The following is a 21885-nucleotide window of genomic DNA, read 5'->3' as shown; positions in this document are numbered from 1 at the left end:
CGGCCCGTGTGCGGGGCGGCTCCGGGCGGGTCGCGCTGCGGCCTGCGTCACGCGGGGCCGGTGCGGGGGCGGGTGAAGGCGTGCAGGACGTCGATCTCGGTGAAGCCCGCGCGGTCGTAGAGCGCGGCCGCGGCCGTGCGGTCCTGGATGTCCTGGGCCGTGGCGTCGGTGTCGTCGTCGTCCAGCAGCAGGATGACCTGCGTGGCGCCCAGATCGTCCGCCAGCGTGGCGAGCGCGGAGCCGAGAAGCGGGCGGGCGAGGCCGCGGCCGCGGGCGTGCTCCTCGACGCCGATCCACCACAGGGCGCCGTAGCCGTCGTGGGCGCCGACGAGGGCTTCGGCGACGACGGTGCCGTCCCGCTCGTCCCGTACGGTCAACTGCCGCTTGCGCGGGTCGCCGTCGGGGCCGGGGCCGACGAGGAGGGCCGGGACGCGGGGGAGTTCGGGGGCGGGAAGCTCGCGGCGGAGGTAGCGCCAGCGGCGGCCGTCCGCGAAGCCGGCGCGCACGAGGGCGGCGCGGGTGGCGGGGCGGTGGCGTACCGGCAGGCACTCCAGGCCGAGGGTGAGGGCCGAGGTGATGTGGAAGGCGTCGACGGCGCGGTGCGCGAAGGCGGCGACGGCCTGGCCGATCAACGCGCGGGCGACGGAGGGCTGTTCGCCGCAGTGGGCCCAGAGGATCAGGCCGGTGTCGTCCTCGGGGCGCAGCGCGTACGACACGATGCCGTGCACGGCGCCGCCGGGGCCGGCGGCGACGACCGTGACGGGCGGATCCAGCTCGGCCCACCAGTCGGCGTCGGCGCGGGAGCGCCCGGCGAGGGCGTCGGCGAACATGGCGGGGGTGGCGGGCGGCTGACCGGGGAGCCGGTCGGCGTTGACGAGACCGAGGGCGGCGGGCTCGTCGGCGGGGTCGGAGGGACGGACGGTGAGGCGGTCGGGGGAGGGCGGGGCGAGGGAGTGACGGCGCATCTAGCGGGCCTGCTCGGTGCTGCCGCGGGCGGGGGCAGGGGCGGGCACGCGGACGGTCGGCGGCGCGGCGACCGGCACGCGGGTGGCGGGCGGGCCACGGCGCTTGTCGCCGGCGGCCGGTGCGTCGGTGTCTCGCGCTGCGGCGGGCCGTGCGCGGGGAGCCCGTTCCCCGGCGAACCGCCGCGCGGGGGCGGTGCGCCGGTCGGGATGCTGCTCGTCGGCGGCCTGCGGGTCGGGGGCCTGCTCGTCGGCGGCCTGCGTCCCGGGCGCCCGGGTATCGGCCGCCGGCGCCGCGGCGGCCTGCTCCCGGCCCCAGTCCGCCAGCGGTACCAGCGCGGCGTTCAGCCTCGTGCCGGACTCCGTCAGTGAGTACTCGACGCGGGGCGGCACCTCCTCGTACGACACCCGCCGGACGATCCCGTCCGCCTCCATCTCGCGCAGGTGGGAGGCGAGGACCTTCTCCGTGATGCCCGGCAGCAGGCGGCGCAGTTCGCCGAAGCGGCGGGTCGGGCGGCCGTCGAGCGCCCAGAGGATCAGCACCTTCCACTTCCCGCCGATGATCTCCATCGCGGCGTCGATGCCGCAGACGTGGCCGTCCGGTGCACCGGGCCGGTTCAGCGTGGTCATGCTCTCCCCTCCCACTTCCGCACCCCGGGACCCCCGCCGACGTGCTCGCTCACCCCAGGGTAACCACCCACTCCGAAGTGCGTACTTGATCGTTTACGGGCCTGTGACCAGCCTTGTCGTCATGACACCGCACACCGTAGAGAAGACCCCCGTGACCCTCCTCGGCCTCGGCGCGATGGGCAGCGCCCTGGCCCGCACCTGGCTCGCCGCCGGCCACCCGCTGACCGTCTGGAACCGCACCCCCGCCCGCGCCGGGGCACTGGCCGACGAGGGCGCCCGTACCGCGGACAGCCCGGCGGCGGCGGTCGCGGCCGGGACCCTGGTCGTCGTCTGCCTGCTGGACGACGCGTCGGTCGGAGAGGTACTGGCCGACGCGGACCTCAGCGGCAAGGACGTCGTCAACCTGACCACGTCGACGCCCGACCAGGCCCGCGACCGCGCGACCTGGGCGAGCGAGCGGGGCGCGCGCTACCTGGACGGCGGGATCATGGCCATCCCGCCGATGATCGGCGTCCCCGAAACCGGCGGCTACGTGCTCTACAGCGGCCCGCGCGACCTGTTCGACCACTACCGCGACACCCTGGCGGTCCCGACCGGCGCCACCTACGCCGGCGAGGACCCGGGCTTCGCGGCCTTGCAGGACGTGGCGCTGCTGAGCGCGATGTACGGGATGTTCGCCGGCACGACGCACGCCTTCGCGCTGATCCGCAGGGAGGACCTGGACCCGGCGGCGTTCGCCGGACTGCTGACCGGCTGGCTCACGGCGATGGCTCCGGCGGCACACGGCATCGCCGCCGAACTCACCGCCGACGAAGCCCCCGAGGAGGACGTCTCCAGCCTCGCCATGCAGGTGGCCGGCACCCCCACGTTCCTCGACACCGCCCGCCAACAGGGCGTCAGCGCCGAACTGCTGGCCCCGTACTTCGAACTGATGCGCCGCGGCCTGACCGAGCGGAACGAGGCGAAGAACCCCAAGGGCCTGGTCGACCTCCTCCTGCGCTGAGCCGGATCGGCCGCGGAGGTCAGCGGCGGGCCGTGCCCTTTTCGGCGTCGAGGGCGTAGACGCAGCGGTCCTTGCTGCAGGCGTAGACGACGCCGTTGGCGACGACCGGGGAGCCGGTGATCTCGCCGTCCGTGGCGAGTTTCCAGCGGAGTTGGCCGCCTACGGCGTCGACGGCGTAGATGCAGTGGTCCGCGGAGCCGAAGTGGACGCGGCCGTCGGCGGCGACGGGGGCGCCGATCAGGTCGCCGCGGGTGGCGAAGCGCCACATCGGGGTGCCGGCGACGGCGTCGAGGGTGTAGAGGGCGGCGCCGCTGCCGACGTGCACGTGGTTGTCGGCGACCAGGACGGGTTCGATGGACTGGCGGGCCTCGGTGGCGATGCGCCAGCGTTCGCGGCCGTCGGCGGCGTCGAGGGCGTAGACCGTGCCGAGGTGGTCGGCGACGAAGACGCCGCCGCCGGTGAGGGCCGCGCCCGGGGCGTACGCGGGCGGGCTGAGGATCACCGCGGGGGCCTCGAACGTCCAGCGCAGCGTGCCGTACGCGGCGTCCAGGGCGAGGACCCGCTTGCCGGCCGCGGCGAAGACCGTGGGCCCGGCGGCGACGTCGTCCGCGGGGAGCAGCCGTACCGGGACGCCGCCGCAGGCGGCGGCGTCGCCGATCGGGTACGACCAGCGTTCGGCGCCGGAGCGGGTGTCCAGGGCGCGCAGCCGGCCGTCGCCCCAGACGTAGACCGTGCCGTCGTGGGCGAGCGGCCCGGCCTCCTGGGTCTCGAACTCCGTCTGGGCGCCGCTGTGCTCCCACAGCGGCTCGCCGGTGGCCGCGTGCCGGGCCTGGAGGCCGCCGCCGCGGGTGCCGGTGACGACGGTGCCGGCGGCGACCTGGAGCGAGTACACCCAGCCGCCGGTGCCCTGGCGCCAGCGCTCGCGGCCGTCGGCGGCGTCGAGGGCGTACAGGCTGGGGCCGTCCGAGGCGTGGATCAGGCCCTCGGACAGCGCCATCGACCAGGCGACCTCGCGGGTCTTGAACTGGCGCCTGCCGCTGGTCACGTCGAGGGCGTGGACCTCGAAGGAGGTGACGTACAGCAGGTCTCCGGAGACGACCGGCTTGCCCCAGACGTCGTTGGACATCCGGAACCGCCACGGCCGCCACCGCGGCGGCTCCTGCGGCGCGGCCTCGGCCGGGGGCGCCGGGGCGGTCGTCGGCGGGGAGGCGGCGTGCGGGTGGCCGCCGGAGTGCGCGGCGGGCGCCTGCTGGGCGCCGGGCGCCGCGGCCGCGCCGCGGGGCCGGGCCCAGCCCAGGTCGAGCCCGCCGTCCGCGGCGGCGCGGGCGCGCGCCGCGCGGGCGTCCACGACACGGGGGCCGGGGCCGATGGGCACGGGGGCACCGGCCAACTGGACCTCGGCACCGGGAGCCTGCGGCGGCGCGGCGGGGGAGGCCCCGGCCGGCTGCGCGGGCACGCGCTCCGGCGGCGCCGTGGGGGGTGCGGCCGGGGCGCCGCCGGGCGCAGCATGGGCGGGCCCCGCGCCGCCGGGGCCGGGGCCGTGAGCAGGGCCGGACCCGGGTGGCCCGGCGTGCCGCCCGGGGGCGGAGTGCGGCGCCGACTGCGGTACGGCATGGGGCGCGGACTGCGGCGGCGCCTGCGGTACGCCCCCCGGACCCGCCGACGGCGGGTGCGCGGGCCGCGGCGGCATCGACCGGCGCGCCGCGGAGGACCCCCGCGACCCCCCGTGCCGCCCCGCGGAACCCCCGTGCCCCCCGGCCCCGCCCAGTGTGGCCGCGGCCCCCCGGCGCGTCTCGATCATCCGGATCGCGGTACGCGGCAGCCACGCCGACGCCGTACCGCTGTCGTCGCCCGCGGCGCCGAACAGGTGCGGCGCCAGGTCGGACTGCAGCGCCTCCGGCGAGGGCCGGTGGTCGGCCGTCATCTGCATGCAGGCTTCGATGAGCGGCCGCAGCTCGCCCGGCAGCCCCTCCAGGTCGGGCCCTTCGCGCAGCAGCATGAACACGGTCTCGACGGGGTTCGCGCCGTGGAACGGCGCGTGGCCCGTAGCGGCGAAGACGAGGGTGGAGCCGAGTGAGAAGACGTCGCTGGCGCCCGTCACGCTGCGCGAGTCGCGCGCCTGTTCCGGCGACATGTACGCGGGAGTGCCGACGGCGACGTTGGTCATGGTCAGCCGGGTGTTGGAGACCCCGGACGCGATACCGAAGTCGATCACGCGCGGCCCGTCCTCCAGGACCAGCACGTTGGACGGCTTGAGGTCGCGGTGGACGAGCCCGGCGCCGTGGATGGACTGCAGCGCCTCCGCGACGCCCGCGGCCACCCACCGCACGGCCTGCGGCGGCAGCGGCCCGCAGTCGTTGACCATCTCCTCCAGCGAGGGCGCGGGCATGTACGCGGTGGCGAGCCACGGCACGGCGGCCCGCGGGTCGGCGTCGACGACGGGGGCGGTGTAGAAGCCGCTGACGGCCCGGGCCGCCTCGACCTCGCGGGTGAAGCGCACGCGGAAGAGCTGGTCCTCGGCCAGCTCGGTGCGGACAGTCTTGATCGCCACGCGGCGGCCGGAGGCCGACCGCGCGAGATAGACGAGACCCATCCCGCCGGCGCCCAGCCTGCCGAGCACCTCGAAAGGACCGATCCGCCTCGGGTCGTGCTGCGCAAGCTGCTCGACCACGTAACCATCCACCTCCCCGTGGGGGGCTCCCGCAACCGGGCCCCCCTGCAGCCTCTCACCGCAGGCGTACGGCCGTCAGTCCCGAAAGTACGCCTGCCGATTCTCCACTCCGGAACCCCCCTGGGCTAACCCGGGGGGCGGCTCCGGCCCCCGCCGCCCCCGGAACCGCCGGGTCCGGTGGCGCCCCGCGGGCCGCGCCGGCCGCGGGGCGCGGGGCAGCACCGGGTCAGGTCCCGTCGGCGCTGGTGGCGGGGGCGGAGGGAGTCTCCGCTGTACGCCCGTCACGGGCGGTGTCGCCCGCCCCGGCCGGCCGGCCCTCCGCGGCCGGCGCGCCCCCTGCGGCCGCTTCGCCCTCCGCGGCCGGCTCGGCGTCCCCGGCCGACGCCCCGTCCATCACCGCGAACGCAGCGCCCTGGTTGTCCACCACCACCGCGAACGTCGCCCCCGGGATCTCCTGCCGGTCCACGAGCACCCGCCCGCCCCCGAGCCGTACCGTCCGCAGGGCGTCGCCGACATCGGCCACCCGGAAGTAGACGAGGAAGTGCGGCGGCATCTCCCGCGGCAGCACGTCGCCGACGATCGCCCGCCCGGCCACCTGCCGGCCGGAGTCCGGCAGCGTCCACGCCTTGAAGTCGCCCGCGTCGAACGGGGGTGCCTGCAACTCGTAGCCGAAGACGGCCGGATAGAAGGCGTCGGCCGCCTCCGCGTTCCGTACGTAGACCTCGGTCCAGCAGAAGGAGCCCGGCACGTCGGTCACGCCGAAGCCCCGCCGCTCGCCGGCCTGCCAGACGGCGAACACCGCGCCGTCGGGGTCCGCGACCGTCGCCGAGCTGCCGGCCTCCGAGGTCGCCGCCGGCTCGGTGAGCACGGTGCCGCCGGCCCGCCGGACCTTTTCCACGGTGCCGGCGAGGTCGGGGGTGGCCAGGTGGATGCCCCAGGCCGTGGGCATCCGGCCGTCGCGCTTGGCGACGAGCGCGGCGATCGGCTTGTCGCCGAGGTAGGCCCGGGAGTGCCGCGGAAAGCCGGGGCTTCTGTCCGTACCCTCGCCGCCCTCCGTGAACGTCCAGCCGAACAGCTCACCGTAGAAGCGCTCACCGGCGCGGAGGTCGGGCAGTGCGGCGTCGGCCCAGCAGGGTGAGCCCTCGGCGAATGCGGCCATGACCGTCGTCGTCCTTCCATGGGACCGTGGTGGGGACTGGCGTGATGGGGGACTGGCGGGACGGGGATCGCGCGATGGGTCGCATCGCCAACGTATCCGGTGCGGACATGGGCTCTTGCGAAAATACCCCGAACGTCACGTCAATTCTGTTCGAGAGTGACAATTCGCGCACTTCCGACCGTGTGACCTCCCCGTTTGCACTCGTCAGATCGCGGTTCGATCACGCGTCGGTAAGCTGACGGCATGACAGGTCAAGTTCGGACGGTCGACGGCCGTGTCGCCGGCCGGCGCGGCCAGGCGACCCGCACCAAATTGCTCGCATGCCTCGGCGACATGCTCGACTCCTCCCCGTACCGGGACGTGAAGGTGATCGACGTCGCCCGCAGGGCGGGCACCTCACCCGCGACCTTCTACCAGTATTTCCCCGATGTCGAGGGCGCAGTCCTGGAACTCGCGGAGCAGATGGCCAAGGAGGGCGCCGGCCTGACCGGGCTGGTGGCGGACCGTTCCTGGACGGGCAAGTCCGCGGCCCGGGCCGCGGAGGAACTGGTCGACGGATTCCTCGGGTTCTGGCGGCGGAACGAGGCGATCCTGCGGGTCGTCGACCTCGGGGCCGCGGAGGGTGACAAGCGGTTCTACAAGATCCGGATGAAGATCCTCAACTCCGTCACCAAGTCCCTCACCGAGTCGATCCGGGAGCTGCAGGCGAAGGGCAAGGTCGACGAGGCCGTGCACCCGGCGGCGGTGGCCGGGTCGCTGGTGGTGATGCTCGCCGGGGTGGCGGCGCACCAGAAGGCGTTCCAGACCTGGGGCGTGAAACAGGCGGACCTGAAGCCGTCGCTGGCGCTGCTGGTGCACCTCGGGGTGACGGGGCGCAAGCCGCCGAAGCAGGTGTGAGCGCGCAGCGTAGCGGCTGCTGAATCGTTAACCCACCGAGCCGGGCAAGCCGCCGGGCGGAAGCCCGCGCGGCACTACGCTCAGCCGCATGTCTCATGACCGTGTCCATTCAGAGCGCGGGCGGCAGCCGGAGGGCCGGGACGACCGGCCCGTACTCGTCGTCGGCGGCGGCCCCGCCGGGCTCGCGACGGCGGCGGCGCTGCGCGCGGCCGGGATCCGGGCCGTCGTCCTGGAGCGCGGCGCCCGGGTCGGCGACTCGTGGCGCAGGCACTACGACGGACTGCGGCTGCACACGCCGCGGGGGATGTCGGGGCTGCCGGGCACGCCGCTCCCGCGCCGGTACGGGCGGTGGGTGGGGCGGGACGAGCTCGCGCGCTACCTGGAGGAGTACGCGGAGGGCCACGAGCTGGAGATCGTGCACAACGTGGAGGTGGCGCGGGTCGACCGCGCGGGCGCGGGTTCGGGTTCGGGTTCCGGCTCCGGCTCCGGCTGGACGGTGGCCGCGACCGGGGGCCGCGTCCTCGACGGCCGCCGGGTCGTCGTGGCCACGGGCTACTGCCACACGCCGCACGTACCGGACTGGCCGGGGCGCGACACGTACCGCGGCGAACTGCTGCACGCCGCGCACTACCGCAATCCCGCCCCGTACGCGGGCAAGGACGTCCTCGTCGTCGGCGGGGGCAACACGGGCGCGGAGATAGCCGTGGACCTGGCGGAGGGCGGCGCGAAGCGGGTGCGGCTGGCGGTACGGACGCTGCCGCACGTCGTCCGCAGGCCGGCGGCGGGCTGGTGCGCGGTCGCGGGCCGGCGCCTGAGCGGCGCGCTGCCGGCCAGGACGGTGGACCGGCTGGCCGGCCGGGTCGGCCGGATCGGGGTCCCGGACCTCGGCGCGTACGGCCTGCCCCGCCCGGCGAGCGGGCTCTACACCCGGCTGCGGGAGGGGGCGGTCCCGGTCGTCGACACGGGCCTGATCGCGGCGGTACGCGACCGCCGGGTGCTCCCGGTCCCGGCGGTGGCCGCGCTGGACGGCGACGGCGTCATCCTGGCGGACGGCGACCGTACGGAACCGGACGCGGTGATCGCGGCGACGGGCTGGCGCCGGGGCCTGGAGGACCTGGTCGGCCACCTGGACGTGCTGAACGCCGACGGCCTGCCCCGCACGCGGGGGTGGCGCTCGCCGGAGGGGGCACGGGGGCTGCACTTCGTGGGATACACGGGTCCGGCGAGCGGCAGCTTGCGGGAGATCGGCGCGGAGGCGGGGGAGTTGGCGGGAGAGGCCGCGCGGGAGGACTGAGACGGGGCGGGGCGGCGGAACGAGACGCGGCCGCCGAAGTCACCAGGAGCCGCCGGCAGTTGCACGGATCCGGCCGCTGCCTCGCGGGGGACGCCCTCAGGGGCCGCCCACCGTCAGACGGCCTGCCTCACGCGGGCCGCCGGAACAGCGCCGTCCACAGGAACGCCTCCCCGAAGTACGCAGACTCCGCCCCCTCGTCCCGCATCCGCCGCAGCTCGACCTCCTCCCACCCCAGCGCCCCGAAGATCCACCGCAGCGACTCCGCCGTGTACGCCAGCCCGCCGTGCAGCCGCCTGTCCCCGTACAACTCGGTGTCGGACAGCTCCGACCCCCTCCCTCCCGCGCCGGCCGCGAAGCAGGCGAGGCCGAAGCGCCCGCCGGGGGCGACGTGCGCGCGCAGCAGGGCGAGGTAGCTGACCCGGCGGTGCGGGGGCAGGTGGTGGAAGCAGCCGGAGTCGTAGACGAAGTCGTACGGGCCGCCGGGCGGCGGGCCGGGCTCCGGGCGCGCGGGGCCCGGATCGTCGTACGCGGGCCCGGGCTCGGGGCGTGGGGGATCGGGCTCGGCGCGTACGAGGTCGAAGGCGTCGCCGCGGTGGAACCCCACCGCCACCCCCGCCTCCCGCGCCCGCTCCTCGCCCCACGCGACGGCGGTGGCGGAGAGGTCGACGGCCTCGACGTCGAAGCCGCGCCCGGCGAGGAAGACGGCGTTGCGCCCGGGGCCGCAGCCGAGGTCGAGGGCCCGCCCGGGGGCGACGAGGCCGCGGTCGAGGTAACCGGCGAGGTTCTCGTCGGGCTTGGCGACGAAAAAGGGAACTTCCCGCTCCCGGTCCGCGTAGAAACCGTCCCACCAGTCGCCGCCCTGGGTACTCCAGCGGTCGGCGCCGGTCTCGAACATCCCGTCCAGCAGTCGCAGTACGTCCTCCACGGACCGTACGTCCCGCTCCATGCGCGCCCCTTCCCGCCCGAGGAGCCCGACGGTACGTGAACGCGGCCGTAAAACGAGGACGGTGCCCGTCCGACGACTTCCCCTGATGGTCATCGGACGGGCACCGTGTTGGCCGCTCACCTCATCGGTGTAGAAAGCGGCCGACCGCTCGGCCCGGCTTTTCCCCCTGTTGCGGGCCTGAGAAGAGAATGGCAGGGCCCGATCAACGTTTGGTTAATGCCCACGTCAAGCTTTTGTTCAGCGCCCTCCGGGGCCGCAGGACCGCCGTCCGGGGCCCGTATGCGGGCGGGGCGGACGGGGCGTACGAGGTGCTGCCGCAAGGGCGCCGCGGGCACATTGGCGAGTAATCGCCAGCATTGCACGGGGACGTCCGGATTCCTTGACCCGCGTCCGGCCGCGGAATACTTTCGCGGCTGCCATGCCACTGCGAAACGGGGGGCTGGGAGGACTGACTGTCGTGGGCCAGACGAAGCCGAGCCTGTGCGAGGCCGCCACGGAAGGGCGTTTACGGGCCCCGGGGGACCCGGGCGGCATCCCGTTTCTGACCGAACGGGAGCGGCAGACGCTCTTTCTCGTCGGTACGGGCGCGGGGAACCGGCTCATCGCGCGCCGGCTGGGAATCTCGGAACGGACGGTACGGGCGCATCTCAGCAACGCCGTACGCAAGATCGGGGTCCGCTCGCGCTCGGCGGCGGCGGTCTTCGCGTTCGCCTATCTGGACCTCGTCGACATCCCGGCGGCCGCCGAGCCGAGGTGAGGGGGCGTCCCGATGGCATCGAAGCCCCTGCGCCCGCCGCCGGACCACCCGGGTCTGACGCTCACCGTCTACCACGTCTCACGCTCCGGCCGCCGCGGCCCCGCGAGCCACACGCGCTACCGGCCGTCCGACGGGGACCCGGTGCCGCTGCCGGGGCGCTGGCCACCGTGCCGCTGCCGGCGGTGCGGTGGCAGGGGCCGTAGCCGAAAGGGCACGTGAGACGGCGGCGGATCGCCGATGATGCGCGGATCAGCCGCGGACCGGTGGCAGATCAGCCGCCGGTCACCCGCGGACCGGCCGCAGAACGACCGCGGACGGTGGCAGATCAGCCGCGGGTCCGGTCGCCCGGTCAGCCGCCCTCCGCCGTATCGGCGAGGTACGCCCCCACCAGCCACCCCCGCCGCACCGCCTGCGCCCCGCCCTGGAACCGGCTCTCCGCGCCCAGGCACTCCAGCAGTTCCGCCACCCGCCTGCTGTACGTCCGCGGGGACATGTGCAGATTCCGGCACGCGACCGTGTCGGGCGTCCCGCGCGACAACTCGGCCAGCACCGGCACCAGATGAGGCGGCGGCGGTGCGAAGGGCTGCCGTGCGGGCCGCGGGGTGAACCGCTCGTCCGGGAACGCGCCGACGACGAGACGGAGACCGTGTGCGTGCGATTCTTTCCGGGGAGTCGAGTCGCTCATGCCGTCCAGCGAAACGGACGGCCATGGACATGCTGTGGACGGTGCGTCGGAGGCCGTCAATCCGCTGTCAATCGGCCCGGCAAGCTGTCGGAAACGGGCCGGTAGCGGGGGGTGTCCAGGGTGCGGCAGACTGTGTGCGCGGGACTGGACAGGGGGTGGCGATGTCCGAGGGTGAGCGCGCGGAGTTATCCGACGAGGACCCGCCGGCGGGTGCGCCGGTGCGCTTCGCCCTGCTGGGCCCCGTGCGGGCCGGGCGGGCCGGACAGCCCCTGAGCATGGGCTCACCGCAGCAACGGGCCGTGCTCGCCGTGCTGTTGCTGCGAGGCGGCCGGCACGTGGCCGTGGAAGAGCTGACGGCGCTGACGGCGGCGTACCCGCTGCGCGAGCGGTTCCGTGAGCTGCTGATGCCGGCGCTGTACCGCAGCGGCAGGCAGGCGGAGGCAGGGCTGGGGCCCGTCCCCCGGTCGACCCGACGGGCGTCCTGGGCGCGTTCCTGCGCGCCCGCGCCGCCCTCTACCGCACCTCATCTCGGGTGTGCGGAATCCAGAAGTCCGGATTGTCTCCCGCGACCGCAGTGAGCGCGCTGAAGGGCCCTGCGAAGCCCGTGAGACCCGAAGGATGCGTACGGCGCTTCGGCTGTCCGCCGCGCGGCCCGGTCCCTCAGCCCTGTGGTGCCTGCGTCGAGCCGGATTCCTGGAGGGCACGAGCCTCCGACAGACACGCCCGCGCCCGGTCCGCATGCCCGAGTTCGTCGAGGGCGCGGCCCAGTACGGTCAGCACGCTGCCGCGGTGCCAGTCGCCGCCGATGCCGCGGAGCTGAGAGAGGGCCTTCTCCGCGTACGAAGCGGCCTGGGCGGGCTGCCGCATGGCGAGATGGACCTGCGCGATACGGAAGTGGGCCAGGCCCTCCCAGAGCCCCATGCGGTCCTCACGGAAGGCAGAGACCGCCAGGTCCAGTTGTGTGAGGGCGCCCACGTGCCGGTCGGCCTGGCTGAGCGCGATGGCCAGGTGGTATCTGCTGCACGCCATGCGGAGCGGCGCGCTGGCCTTCCGGTCGATCTCCACGGTCTGCTCGGCCATTTCGATCGCCGTGGCCGTGGCACCTGCGTCTAGGTGGACGCGCGCGAGGTTGCCCAGTGCGCACGACTCCCCGTCCAGGTTCCCGTCCGCGCGGTACGAGACCAGGGCCTGGTCTAGGTAGTACCGGGCGTCGTCTAGACGCCCCAGAAGGGAAGCCGTGACTCCACGGTCGTTCGCGGCCTCACCTGCCACCCAGACGTCATCGCAGGTACCGGCCAGGCGATACGCGTTGCCCGCATGCTCGTACGACAGCTCGAACCGTCCCGTGAACTGATGGGCCGACGCCAGGACGACGTGGGCACGGGCCTGGCTGCGTATGTCGCCTCGTTGCTCGGCCGCCTGGATCAGAGCGGTGGCCAGGGGCACGAACCGCGGGGAGTAGAGGCCGGACTCCGCGAGATCCTTGGCGGCGAGGAGCAGATCGACGGTGCGCGGCAGCAAGTCGCCGTGGGCGAACTGGCGAACGGCGGCGAGCAGGCACTCCGCTTCGTTGAAGAGCCAGTCCTGTGCGGCTTCGCGACGGCTGAAGGCCAGACCCTCGTACGACGCGAGCGGGAGGTGCTTCGTCAGGGTGTCGCCCGGGCGGCCCAGTTGGTAGACCCGTGCCGCCGTGGCGAGGTAGAAGTCCAGGAGGCGGGACAGGGCCGCTTCGCGCTGAGATTCCGGTTCCTCGCGGTGGGCGCAGGTGCGGGCGAAGAGGCGGAGGAGGTCGTGGTAGCGGTAGCGGCCCGGGGCTGCGGATTCCAGGAGGCTGGTGTCCACCAGGGTCTCCAGGAGTTCTTCGGTGTCGTCTTCCGTACGGTCCAGGATCGCCGCCGCCGCGTTGAGGGAGATGTCCGGGCCGTCGACCAGGCCCAGGAGGCGGAAGGCTCGGGCCTGTTCGGGTTCGAGTTGGCCGTAGCCGAGTTCGAAGGTGGCTTTCACCGCCAGGTCCCCGACGCGGAGTTCGTCCAGGCGGCGGTGTTCGTCGGACAGCTTGCGGGCCAGGACGGAGACCGTCCACGTGCGGCGGGCGGCGAGCCGTGAGGCGGCGATGCGTATTGCCAGGGGCAGGAAGCCGCAGGCGGCGACGACGTCCATGGCCGCGTTGCGCTCCGGGGTGACGCGGTGGGTGCCGACGATGCGGGTGAAGAGCAGCAGCGCTTCGTCCGGGGCCATCACGTCGAGATCGACGTGGTGGGCGCCCGCCAGGTCCGTCATGCGGGCGCGGGAGGTGATCACCGCGGCGCAGCCCTCGGTGCCGGGCAGGAGGGGGCGTACCTGGGCGGCGTCGCGGGCGTTGTCGAGCAGGGCCAGGACGCGGCGGCCGGCGAGCATCGACCGGAAGAGGGCGGCGCGTTCTTCCAACGGTTCGGGGATCTCGGCGTCCGGGGTGCCCAGCGAACGGAGGAACGAGCCGAGGACGGCGGCCGGTTCCGCCGGTGACGCACCGGCGCCCTGGAGGTCCGCGTACAACTGCCCGTCCGGGAACGAATCCCGAACCGCGTGCCCGACGTGCACGGCCAGCGTCGTCTTGCCCACCCCGCCGATGCCCGAGACCGACGACACCGCCATCACCATGCCGGACGCCTGCTTCAACTGCTTGCCCAGCTCGTCGACGAACGCGTCCCGGCCGGTGAAATCCGCCAGCCTCGCGGGCAACTGAGCAGGTGACAACCGCGCAGTGGTGGTGGCCACTGGTGCCACGGGTCGCTCACCTCCCCGGAGGATCCGCTGCTGCAGTTCCGCCAACTTCGGGCCGGGCTCCACGCCCAGCTCATCGATCAAGAGCCGTCGGCTGTCCGCGTAGACGGCCAGCGCCTCCGCCTGCCTGCCGCTGCGGGACAACGAGAGCATCAGCAACTCCCGGAGCCGTTCCCGCAGCGGGTAGGCCGCCGTCAACGCCGTCAGCTCCGAGACCGCCTCGGCGTAGTCGTGCGACTCGATGTCGAGGACCAACCGGCGCTCCAGCAGCGACAGCCGCCACTCGGTGAGCCGCGCGCGCTCGGTCTCGGCGAACGCCCCGGGCAGGCCGGCGAGCGGCTCGCCGTCCCACAGGCCGAGTGCCTGGCGGAGCAGCGCTCTGACCCTTGCGGTGTCGCCGTCCTGCGTTGCCGCGTCGGCCAGGGCGACGGCCTGTTCGGCGATCGCCACGTCCGACACGGTGTTGCTGCCTGGCCGCAGGACGTAGCCGCCGGCCTGGCCGGTGATGAGGTGGGCGTCCGGGCCGAGTGCTTTGCGGAGCCGGGAGACGTAGGTGCGTACCGTCCCCACGGCATCGCGCGGCGGGTCCTCGCCCCAGAGTGCGTCGACGAGTTCGTGGGTGGTGGCGTGGTGGCCGGAGCCGATGAGCAGGGCGGCGAGGACGGTGCGCTGCTGCGGTGGCCCGACGTTGACGCGCGTAGTGCCGCGCCACGCCGCGACGGGCCCGAGCAGCGCGAAGTACACAACCCCACCACTGGCCCCTGCCCCCGGTTCCCCAGCCATATGCCACCCCCTCCGGTACACGCAGCCCCGTTTCGACAGTCTGCCGTGGAGCGCGGCGCTGTGTCAGCAGCGTCGGGCCGTGCGGCCTGATGTCGACGGGCGCGATGGTTGACGGTGGGTCTTTTTGGTGTGACGAAGGCGCGTCGGCGGCTCGGTGGTACCGGGCGGGCAGACTTGGGACGCACGTGAATTCTGCTCCAAGGTAAGAGAAAGGCCCGGCCGCAGCAGTCCCCATCTTGCTGCCGCGACCGGGCCGTCTGGCCCCCCTCGGGCCGTCCTTCGGTACTAGGGCCTGTTGCTGCCAAGCGGCTTGACAGGGCCTTCCGAGTCGTCATCCTTCTTCGGTGACTCGACGGTCTTGATCGGCTCGTTGACGTCGGTGGCCTCGTCCTTGGGCGGCGCAGGCCTGTTGGACCCGAGCGTTGTCGGCTCCTGCTCTTTCTTGTCCGGCACTTGAACTCCCCCTTCAGTATGCGCAATTTGAGCGACCCGGCCCAGCGACTCCCCCGCGGGTCGCCGGACCGGGCGCCACGTGGCCGCTTAGCCTAACGATCTGAGCCAAGCGGCCAGCCCCCTCGGCCCGGCCTCCCCCGGCTGTCGGGCCTATGACAAGGAGCATGGCGAGTCGTGATAAACGTTCGATGAACGACGTCGTTGCGCGGTCACGGGCCGGTCAGAGGTCGGTCACAGAACCGATCCCGAGTCAGGTAGCCGGTGTCAGAGCGAGCAACTCGCGTACGCGTGCGGCTTCGCCGGGCGATGAATCCTCGTGCAGCGAGACGGCCTCGTTCCAGCACGCCCGCGCCCTCCCGGTCTGCCCCAGCTGCGTGAGCGCGCGGCCGAGCACCGTCAGGACATTGGCCCGGTGCCAGTCCCCGCCGATGCCCTGGAGGCACGTGAGCGCCTGTTCCGCTTTCGCTGCTCCCAGCGCCGACTGCTCCGCGGCACAGTGCACTTGCGCAAGCCGAAACAGCGTCATGCCTTCCCACAGGGGCATGCGGTGGGTACGGAAGAGATCGAGCGCCTGGCTCAGCTGGAGCAGCGCGTCCTCGTGCCGGCCGACGCCCGTCAGGGCGATTCCCAGGGCGTACATGCTGTTGGCCATGCGGAAAGTCGCTGTATTGAGGTTCTTGTAGATCGACAGGGCCTGCTCCGCGAGCTCGACCGCCGTCCGCATGCGGCCCATATCGGTGTGGGCGCGAGAGAGATTGTTCAGCGTGCTGGCCTCGCAGTCGAGGTTGCCGTCCGAACGGTACGCGGAGAGAGCCTGCTGCAAATAAGCGTCCGCGTCTTCGTGGCGGCCCTGGATGGAGGCGACTACGCCGCGGTCGGAGGCCGCCTCGCCGGTCACGAGGATGTCTTCGGAGGCCTGGCTGAGCAGCATGGCCCGAGTCGCGTACTCGTCGGCCTCCTCGAAGCGGCCGGTCTGGAGATGCGAGAACGACAGCATCGTGTTGGCACGCCCCTGGCTACGGATGTCGTCGGCTTTCTGCGCGGCCTCAAGGACGGTGGTGGCGGCGGGTACGAACTGCAGTGAGTACGCACCGGACTCTGCCAGATCCTTGGTCGCCATGAGCAGGTCGGCCGTGCGGCCCAGCGTCTCTCCGTGGGCGAGTTGCCGGGCGATGGCGAGCATGCAGCTGGCCTCGTTGAACAGCCAGTCCTGAGCTGCCTGTTGGCTGTCGAAGTCAAGCCCCAACTCGCTCAACGCAGCAAGGTGCTTGGTCAGCGTGTCGCCCGGGCGGCCCAGTTCGTACACCCGTGCCGCCGTCGCCAGGTAGAAGTCCAGCAGGCGCGACAGTGCCGCCTCGCGTTCCGCCGGGGGCTCTTCGCGTTCCGCGCAGTCGCGGGCGAAGAGGCGCACCAGGTCGTGGTAGCGGTAGCGGCCCGGGGCCGCCGACTCCAGGAGGCTGGCGTCCACCAGGGCTTCGAGGAGTTCTTCCGCGTCCTCCGTCGTGCGGTCCACGATCGCCGCTGCCGCCGTGACCGAGATGTCCGGGCCGTCGGCCAGGCCCAGGAGGCGGAAGGCCCGGGCCTGTTCGGGTTCCAGCTGGCCGTAGCCGAGTTCGAAGGTGGCCTTGACCGCCAGGTCGCCCACGCGGAGTTCGTCCAGCCGGCGGTGTTCGTCCGACAGTTTGCGGGCCAGTACCGACACCGTCCACGTGCGGCGCGCCGCCAGGCGGGATGCCGCGATGCGGATGGCCAGGGGGAGGAAGCCGCAGGCGGCTACGACGTCCATGGCCGCGTCGCGTTCGAGGTCGACGCGTTCGGCGCCGACGATGCGGGTGAAGAGCAGGAGGGCTTCGTCCGGGGCCATCACGTCGAGGTCGACGTGGTGGGCGCCGGCCAGGTCCGTCATCCTCGTGCGGGACGTGATCAGGGCCGCGCAGCCCTCCGTGCCGGGGAGGAGGGGGCGGATCTGGGCGGCGTCGCGGGCGTTGTCCAGGAGGGTCAGTATGCGGCGGCCGGCGAGGACCGAGCGGTAGAGGGCGGCGCGCTCGTCGACCGGTTCCGGGATGTCCGCGTCCGGGGTGCCCAGGGCGCGGAGGAACGCGCCGAGGACCGCGGCCGGTTCGGCCGGGGACGGGCCTGAGCCCTGGAGGTCCGCGTAGAGCTGGCCGTCGGGGAAGGATTCGCGAGCGGCGTGGGCGACGTGCACCGCGAGCGTGGTTTTTCCCACGCCGCCGATGCCCGACACGGAGGACACGGCCATGACCGTGTCCGGCGCGTTCGCCAGTTCCTTGCCCAGTTCCTCCACGACGCCGACGCGGCCGGTGAAGTCCGAGACGGTCGCGGGCAGTTGCGCGGGGCGTACGACGCGGAACGGGGCGTCGCCCGCGAGGGGTTCGGTCTTCGGGGCGGCCAGGTCCTCGTCGGCCTGGAGGATGCGCTGCTGGAGGTCGGCGAGTTCCGGGCGGGGGTCGACGCCGAGTTCGTCCTGGAGCAGGCGGCGGGTGTCCGCGTACACGGCCAGGGCCTCGGCCTGCCGGCCGCTGCGGTACAGGGCGAGCATCAGCAGCTCGCGGAACCGTTCCCGCAGGGGGTGGCCCGCGGTCAGCGCCGTCAGCTCCGAGACGGCCTCCGCGTGCCGGGCGGCGTCGAGGTCCAGCTCGATGCGGTGTTCCAGCAGGGTCAGGCGCAGCTCTTCGAGGCGGTCGCGGTGCCAGTCGGCGTACGGGCCCGGGACGCCGCCGAGCGGCTCGCCGGTGAACTCGGCGAGCGCGCCCGCGTACAGCTCGCGCGCCTGGGCGAAGTCGCCCGCCGTGGCGGCGGTTTCGGCGGAGCGGGCCAGCTTCTCGGCGTTGGCGATGTCGACTTCGGTGCCGTGGGCCCGGATCGCGTAGCCCCCGGCCTCGCTGACCAGGGCGTCGGCGCCGAGCGTCCGGCGCAGCCGGGACGCGTACGTGCGCAGGGCGGACACCGCACGCGGCGGGGGGTCCTCGCCCCAGATCCCGTCGACCAACTCCTGGGCCGTGGCCGTGCGACCACCGCGCAGCAGCAGCGCCGCGAGCATCGCACGCATCTGCGGCGTACCGACCGGCAGGGACTCCTCACCGCGCCAGGCACGGACGGGACCGAGCACGGCGAAGCGCAGCGCACTCGTCTCGTCTTCGTGGGCCATGGCCGCCCCCTCCCCGGTCCCGGTGATTCCAGATAGCCAAGTCTGCCCTGCCGGGGGTGTTTTAGTCAGCAACGACAGCGCTCTGGCTGGGCCAATGGCCCAGTAAGTGGACGTTTTTCGGCCTTCGGGAGCACACCCCGCGCAACGGCGCGGCGCGTGATCCTCGCCGTGCGCCCCCGTCCACGCACCGCGGGTGAGCTGACGCCTCGTCAGGAGTGCGTTACGGGAAGCCCGTGCCGACCACCTTGGCGAAGACGATCACGGTGGACGACCACAAGGGCCAAACCTGCCGTGCGCGTCAGTTCGGCTGGATTCTATATGTCCTGAAGAGGCGCTGCCCCTTCGGGCAGCATCGAAACAGGGGTGTCCGAAATCTTGAGGCATGGTACGGAGGCTGCGGTAATGCGGCTCTGTCGGTGGGGCGGCCTACCCTGGGCGGGAGTGCGGGGAGAGGCGTGACGCGGTGTGGTCCGGCCGGCGGGGCTCGCCGCGCCCGAGTGGCGGGGGCGCCGCTGTCCGGGCGCTACGCCCCCGCCCCCCGCCTCAGCGCCCCAGCCAGATCGGGTTCGTCATCGCCGCCATCGCCCCCGGCAGCCCGCTCGCCCCGCCGTCCGCCGCCGGGTGGCGGACCTCCGCGCGGACGAACGCCGCGTACGACGGCGTCGTCCGCCACTCCACCGTCCCCGCGCCGTCCGCCAGCGTCGTCGCGTACAACTGGCCCTCGTCCGTCAGGAAGCGGACCTGCGCCTTCGCCGGGCCGCCGGTGACCTTCAGCCGTACCGTCACCTTTCCGTCCGACGCCGCCCGCAGCCGCTCCCCGATGCCCGCGTGCTCGCCCCGCGGGCCCGACGCCGTGAACTCCACGTCGACGTCCGCCGATTCCGCCAGCCAGCTCCGCCCCGCCCGCAGGCCCGCCAGCAGCGCCTGCCGGGACAGGTCGTCGGCCAGCACCACCGTCTGCGGCAGGCCCACGACCTGCCCGTCCCGGTGCGCGTCGCTGTTGCCCACCGCCGGCAGCCAGTCCATCGCGCCGCCGCCCTCGCGGCCCGCCGTCAGCGCGTTGTCCCAGGCCGCCACCGCCAGCTCGTCGTCCGTCGTCCACGGCCCGTTCCACACCTCGACCGCGTCGGCGCCCTCGTAGCCGAACTTCCACTGGCAGCCGACGAACGGGCAGTTGGGGTGCGCCGGCACGACCAGCCCGCCGGCCGCGTGGATCTGCCGTACGTAGCGCGGGTACGCGTCATCCCGCGCCCGGTAGCGCCAGTCGACGAACACGCCCGGGTCGGTACCGACCGCCAGGTAGTGCCCGTTGCGCGTCGTCACCTCCTCGCCGCACAGCACCAGCAGGTCGTCGCCCCACAGCCCCTCCCACGCGGCGTGCCCGGAGGAGGTGTTGTGCTCGGTCGTCGTGAGGAAGTCGAGCTTCGCCGCCCGCGCCGCCGCCGCGGTCTCCGCGGGCGTACGGGCGCCGTCCGAGTGCACCGTGTGCAGGTGGCAGTCCCCGCGGTACCACGCCCGGCCGCGGCCCTTCGCGCGCTCCGGCGGGAACCGCGGCGGGGCGGTCTCGCCCGCGGGGCCGTGGCGCAGGGTGATCGTCACCTCGTAGTCGAGGCCCTGCGGGGCGATCGTGTACGGGCCGAGCACCACGTGCCAGCGGCCGGCCCGTACCGGCCCCGGCAGATACGCGGGCGTCGTCGCCGCCCGGTCCGCGCTGATCGCGAACTCCGTGCGGAAGCCGCCCGACCAGCCGCGGAAGCCCCGGCCGCCGTCGCGGGTGCCGCGCTCGTCGAAGATGCCGATGTCCAGGGCGTTGCCCGTCGTGCCCGCGGGCACCTGGGGGCGGTCGTAGCGGTACGACACGTGGATCTCGCGCACCCCGCGCGGCACGTCGACGGGCAGGTAGACGAAGTCCGGTGCGCCGGGCTCCAGATGGCCGGTGACGGTCCGGCTGTCCTCGGAGTCGGCCGCGGCGCCGGCGCCGCCTGCGTCGTCTGCCGCGCCGGCGAAGCTCACGGGGGAGAGAGTCATCACTCCGGCGGTGGCCGCCGAGAGCTTCAACAGGTCGCGTCTGTCCACGGGTGCGGTCCCTTCGCGTCGGTTCATCGCTGAGACGGTGCTACACGGGTCCTATACGCGGGTGACGCGGAAGGGAACAGTGCGGGACGCGTGGGTCGTGAGCGAGGGGCGGTACGGGCGGGACCCGCCGTCAGCGCCCGCGGCGGCGGCGTACGGCGGCCGCCGTGGCGCCGATCAGGCACATCGCCCGCCCGGCCAGGACGAAGACCAGGAGCGCGCCGCCGAAGGGCAGCAGCGATCCCCAGCCGAAGCCGCCGCCCCCGCTCGTGGTCGTGGTGCCCGTGCCGCCGGACGTGGTGGTGATCCCCGTACTCGTCGAGAACCCGCCGGAGACCGTCGTCGTCGCTCCCGTGGAGGCGCCCGCGTTCATACCCGGGTCGATGTACCGGCCCGCGGCGCCGCTCGCCCCGCCGACCCCGCCGGACGACTGCGCCCCGGCGACCGCCGGCTGGAAGAACACGCATAACAGGGCGGCGCACAGGGCCGACACCGCAAGGGACGACGAACGACGCGGCCGGACGCACATGACGGGCCTCCCGTCTCACGGCGGGGAATCGCCGCGGGGGTTGTTCCCAGCGTACGCCGCCCGCTGGATACTGCGCGGATGCGTATCTCCGTGACCGTCTTCCTCACCGACGAGACCGTCCGTCCTCCGGCCCTCGCGCGTGAGCTGGAAGAACGCGGTTTCCACGGGCTCTATCTCCCCGAGCACACGCACATCCCCGTCAGCCGCGACACCCCTGCCCCGATGGGCGAACCGCTGCCCCGCGAGTACGGGCGCACGCTCGACCCCTTCGTCGCCCTCGGCCAGGCCGCCGCCGTCACCGAGCGGCTGGCGCTCGGCACCGGCATCACGCTCGTGGCCCAGCACGACCCGATCGTGCTGGCGAAGCAGGTCGCGACGCTCGACTTCCTCTCCGGGGGCCGGTTCACGCTCGGCGTCGGCTTCGGGTGGAACGCCGAGGAGGCCGACGACCACGGCGTCGAGTGGCACAGCCGGCGGGAGCTGGGGCGGCGGCGGATGGGGCTGATGAACGCGCTCTGGGCGCCGGAGCCCACGGCGTACGACTCGGACGAGGCGGAGGACACGCACAAGGACGAGGCGGAGGACACGCACAAGGACGAGGCGGAGGACACGGACAACGCGGCCGAGGACGCGGCCGGCGGCTCCGCGCCGCGTACCGCCGTACGGGCCTCCGAGGCGCACCCCAAGCCCGTCCAGGCCCCCCGCCACCGCAAGGGCGCGCCCCCGCTGCACGGCCCCCGCACCCTGCTCGGCGGCCGGCCGGGGCCGAAGCTCTTCGCGCACGTCGCCGAGTACGCCGACGGCTGGATGCCCATCGGCGGCGGCGGGCTCACCGACAGCATCCCGCGGCTCCGGCAGGCGTGGGAGGACGCCGGGCGGGATCCGGGGGCGCTGGAGGTGGTGCCGTACGCCGTGCGGCCGAGCGAGGGCAAGCTCGCGTACTTCGCCGCGCAGGGGGTACGGGAGACCGTCGTCCAACTCCCGCCCGCCGGCGAGACGGAGGTGCTGCGCGCGCTCGACGCGTACGCGCAGTTCCTCTGACCAGGCAGGAACCCCGCCCGCCGCAGCCGCACCCCGGGCCCCGCGCCGCGCACCGGTGTCCGACCTGCCT

The 21885-nt window shown here is 73.9% G+C and carries 15 protein-coding genes and 2 pseudogenes; 6 read left to right on the top strand and 11 right to left on the bottom strand.

The features are described from left to right. Positions 1-47: 47 nt before the first annotated feature. Positions 48-965, bottom strand: coding sequence for a GNAT family N-acetyltransferase (locus tag ABGA99_RS20820; protein WP_347583175.1), 918 nt, complete (start codon positions 963-965; stop codon positions 48-50). Between the two features lie 300 nt (positions 966-1265). Beyond that, positions 1266-1592, bottom strand: a pseudogene (locus ABGA99_RS20815) (helix-turn-helix domain-containing protein); the annotation flags it as partial. A 121-nt stretch (positions 1593-1713) separates the two neighbouring features. On the opposite strand from ABGA99_RS20815, the gene ABGA99_RS20810 reads away from it, so the two are divergent. Next, positions 1714-2595 carry an NAD(P)-binding domain-containing protein gene (locus tag ABGA99_RS20810; RefSeq protein ID WP_347583174.1) on the top strand — a complete coding sequence of 294 codons (882 nt, stop codon included), beginning with the start codon at positions 1714-1716 and terminating at the stop codon, positions 2593-2595. A 19-nt stretch (positions 2596-2614) separates the two neighbouring features. On the opposite strand, the gene ABGA99_RS20805 is transcribed toward ABGA99_RS20810, so the two are convergent. Continuing rightward, positions 2615-5266 carry a serine/threonine-protein kinase gene (locus tag ABGA99_RS20805; protein ID WP_347583173.1) on the bottom strand — a complete coding sequence of 884 codons (2652 nt, stop codon included), beginning with the start codon at positions 5264-5266 and terminating at the stop codon, positions 2615-2617. Positions 5267-5492: 226 nt separating this feature from the next. Beyond that, a complete protein-coding gene (locus ABGA99_RS20800) occupies positions 5493-6425 on the bottom strand; it encodes a VOC family protein (protein WP_347578983.1) in 933 nt (310 codons plus the stop codon). 243 nt (positions 6426-6668) lie between these two features. On the opposite strand from ABGA99_RS20800, the gene ABGA99_RS20795 reads away from it, so the two are divergent. Beyond that, positions 6669-7322 (top strand): TetR family transcriptional regulator, encoded by a 654-nt coding sequence (locus ABGA99_RS20795; protein WP_347583172.1) that lies wholly within the window; start codon positions 6669-6671, stop codon positions 7320-7322. A gap of 88 nt (positions 7323-7410) precedes the next feature. Beyond that, positions 7411-8616 (top strand): NAD(P)/FAD-dependent oxidoreductase, encoded by a 1206-nt coding sequence (locus ABGA99_RS20790; protein WP_347583171.1) that lies wholly within the window; start codon positions 7411-7413, stop codon positions 8614-8616. 127 nt (positions 8617-8743) lie between these two features. Here ABGA99_RS20790 and ABGA99_RS20785 read toward each other — a convergent pair whose 3' ends face one another. Next, positions 8744-9562, bottom strand: coding sequence for a class I SAM-dependent methyltransferase (locus ABGA99_RS20785; RefSeq protein ID WP_347578986.1), 819 nt, complete (start codon positions 9560-9562; stop codon positions 8744-8746). A 457-nt stretch (positions 9563-10019) separates the two neighbouring features. On the opposite strand from ABGA99_RS20785, the gene ABGA99_RS20780 reads away from it, so the two are divergent. Beyond that, positions 10020-10319, top strand: a complete 300-nt coding sequence (locus ABGA99_RS20780) for a helix-turn-helix transcriptional regulator (protein WP_347578987.1) — start codon at positions 10020-10022, stop codon at positions 10317-10319. Positions 10320-10668: 349 nt separating this feature from the next. Here the strand turns inward: ABGA99_RS20780 and ABGA99_RS20775 are convergent, their stop codons facing one another. Continuing rightward, positions 10669-11004, bottom strand: a complete 336-nt coding sequence (locus ABGA99_RS20775; protein ID WP_347583170.1) for a hypothetical protein — start codon at positions 11002-11004, stop codon at positions 10669-10671. 218 nt (positions 11005-11222) lie between these two features. On the opposite strand from ABGA99_RS20775, the pseudogene ABGA99_RS20770 reads away from it, so the two are divergent. Then, positions 11223-11447, top strand: a pseudogene (locus ABGA99_RS20770) (BTAD domain-containing putative transcriptional regulator); the annotation flags it as partial. A 217-nt stretch (positions 11448-11664) separates the two neighbouring features. On the opposite strand, the gene ABGA99_RS20765 reads toward ABGA99_RS20770, so the two are convergent. The 5 genes from ABGA99_RS20765 to ABGA99_RS20745 all read right to left on the bottom strand — a co-directional run bounded on the left by ABGA99_RS20765 (position 11665) and on the right by ABGA99_RS20745 (position 20708). Further along, on the bottom strand, positions 11665-14550 hold the full coding sequence (locus tag ABGA99_RS20765) for a BTAD domain-containing putative transcriptional regulator (protein WP_347583169.1): 2886 nt from the start codon (positions 14548-14550) through the stop codon (positions 11665-11667). Between the two features lie 285 nt (positions 14551-14835). Beyond that, positions 14836-15003: a hypothetical protein gene (locus ABGA99_RS20760; protein WP_347583168.1), complete on the bottom strand. Its 168-nt coding sequence runs from the start codon at positions 15001-15003 to the stop codon at positions 14836-14838. A gap of 250 nt (positions 15004-15253) precedes the next feature. Then, positions 15254-18172, bottom strand: coding sequence for a BTAD domain-containing putative transcriptional regulator (locus tag ABGA99_RS20755; RefSeq protein WP_347583167.1), 2919 nt, complete (start codon positions 18170-18172; stop codon positions 15254-15256). Between the two features lie 543 nt (positions 18173-18715). Continuing rightward, complete coding sequence (locus ABGA99_RS20750; protein WP_347583192.1) at positions 18716-20200, bottom strand: CehA/McbA family metallohydrolase; 1485 nt, start codon at positions 20198-20200, stop codon at positions 18716-18718. 178 nt (positions 20201-20378) lie between these two features. Continuing rightward, complete coding sequence (locus tag ABGA99_RS20745) at positions 20379-20708, bottom strand: hypothetical protein (RefSeq protein WP_347583166.1); 330 nt, start codon at positions 20706-20708, stop codon at positions 20379-20381. Positions 20709-20852: 144 nt separating this feature from the next. On the opposite strand from ABGA99_RS20745, the gene ABGA99_RS20740 reads away from it, so the two are divergent. Next, a complete protein-coding gene (locus ABGA99_RS20740; protein WP_347583165.1) occupies positions 20853-21815 on the top strand; it encodes an LLM class flavin-dependent oxidoreductase in 963 nt (320 codons plus the stop codon). Positions 21816-21885: the final 70 nt, after the last annotated feature.

This window comes from Streptomyces sp. B5E4, assembly GCF_039871555.1.
GTDB lineage: Bacteria > Actinomycetota > Actinomycetes > Streptomycetales > Streptomycetaceae > Streptomyces.
The sequence above is the reverse complement of the archived record's forward strand: the minus strand, read 5'-3'. Positions and strand labels throughout refer to the sequence as shown.

Coding starts and splice junctions, on each gene's coding strand:
- ABGA99_RS20765 (WP_347583169.1), bottom strand. CDS start 14,550: ATGGCTGGGGAACCGGGGGCAGGGGCCAGTGGTGGGGTTGTGTACTTC.
- ABGA99_RS20740 (WP_347583165.1), top strand. CDS start 20,853: ATGCGTATCTCCGTGACCGTCTTCCTCACCGACGAGACCGTCCGTCCT.
- ABGA99_RS20800 (WP_347578983.1), bottom strand. CDS start 6,425: ATGGCCGCATTCGCCGAGGGCTCACCCTGCTGGGCCGACGCCGCACTG.
- ABGA99_RS20795 (WP_347583172.1), top strand. CDS start 6,669: ATGACAGGTCAAGTTCGGACGGTCGACGGCCGTGTCGCCGGCCGGCGC.
- ABGA99_RS20775 (WP_347583170.1), bottom strand. CDS start 11,004: ATGAGCGACTCGACTCCCCGGAAAGAATCGCACGCACACGGTCTCCGT.
- ABGA99_RS20820 (WP_347583175.1), bottom strand. CDS start 965: ATGCGCCGTCACTCCCTCGCCCCGCCCTCCCCCGACCGCCTCACCGTC.
- ABGA99_RS20785 (WP_347578986.1), bottom strand. CDS start 9,562: ATGGAGCGGGACGTACGGTCCGTGGAGGACGTACTGCGACTGCTGGAC.
- ABGA99_RS20810 (WP_347583174.1), top strand. CDS start 1,714: ATGACACCGCACACCGTAGAGAAGACCCCCGTGACCCTCCTCGGCCTC.
- ABGA99_RS20750 (WP_347583192.1), bottom strand. CDS start 20,200: ATGACTCTCTCCCCCGTGAGCTTCGCCGGCGCGGCAGACGACGCAGGC.
- ABGA99_RS20790 (WP_347583171.1), top strand. CDS start 7,411: ATGTCTCATGACCGTGTCCATTCAGAGCGCGGGCGGCAGCCGGAGGGC.
- ABGA99_RS20755 (WP_347583167.1), bottom strand. CDS start 18,172: ATGGCCCACGAAGACGAGACGAGTGCGCTGCGCTTCGCCGTGCTCGGT.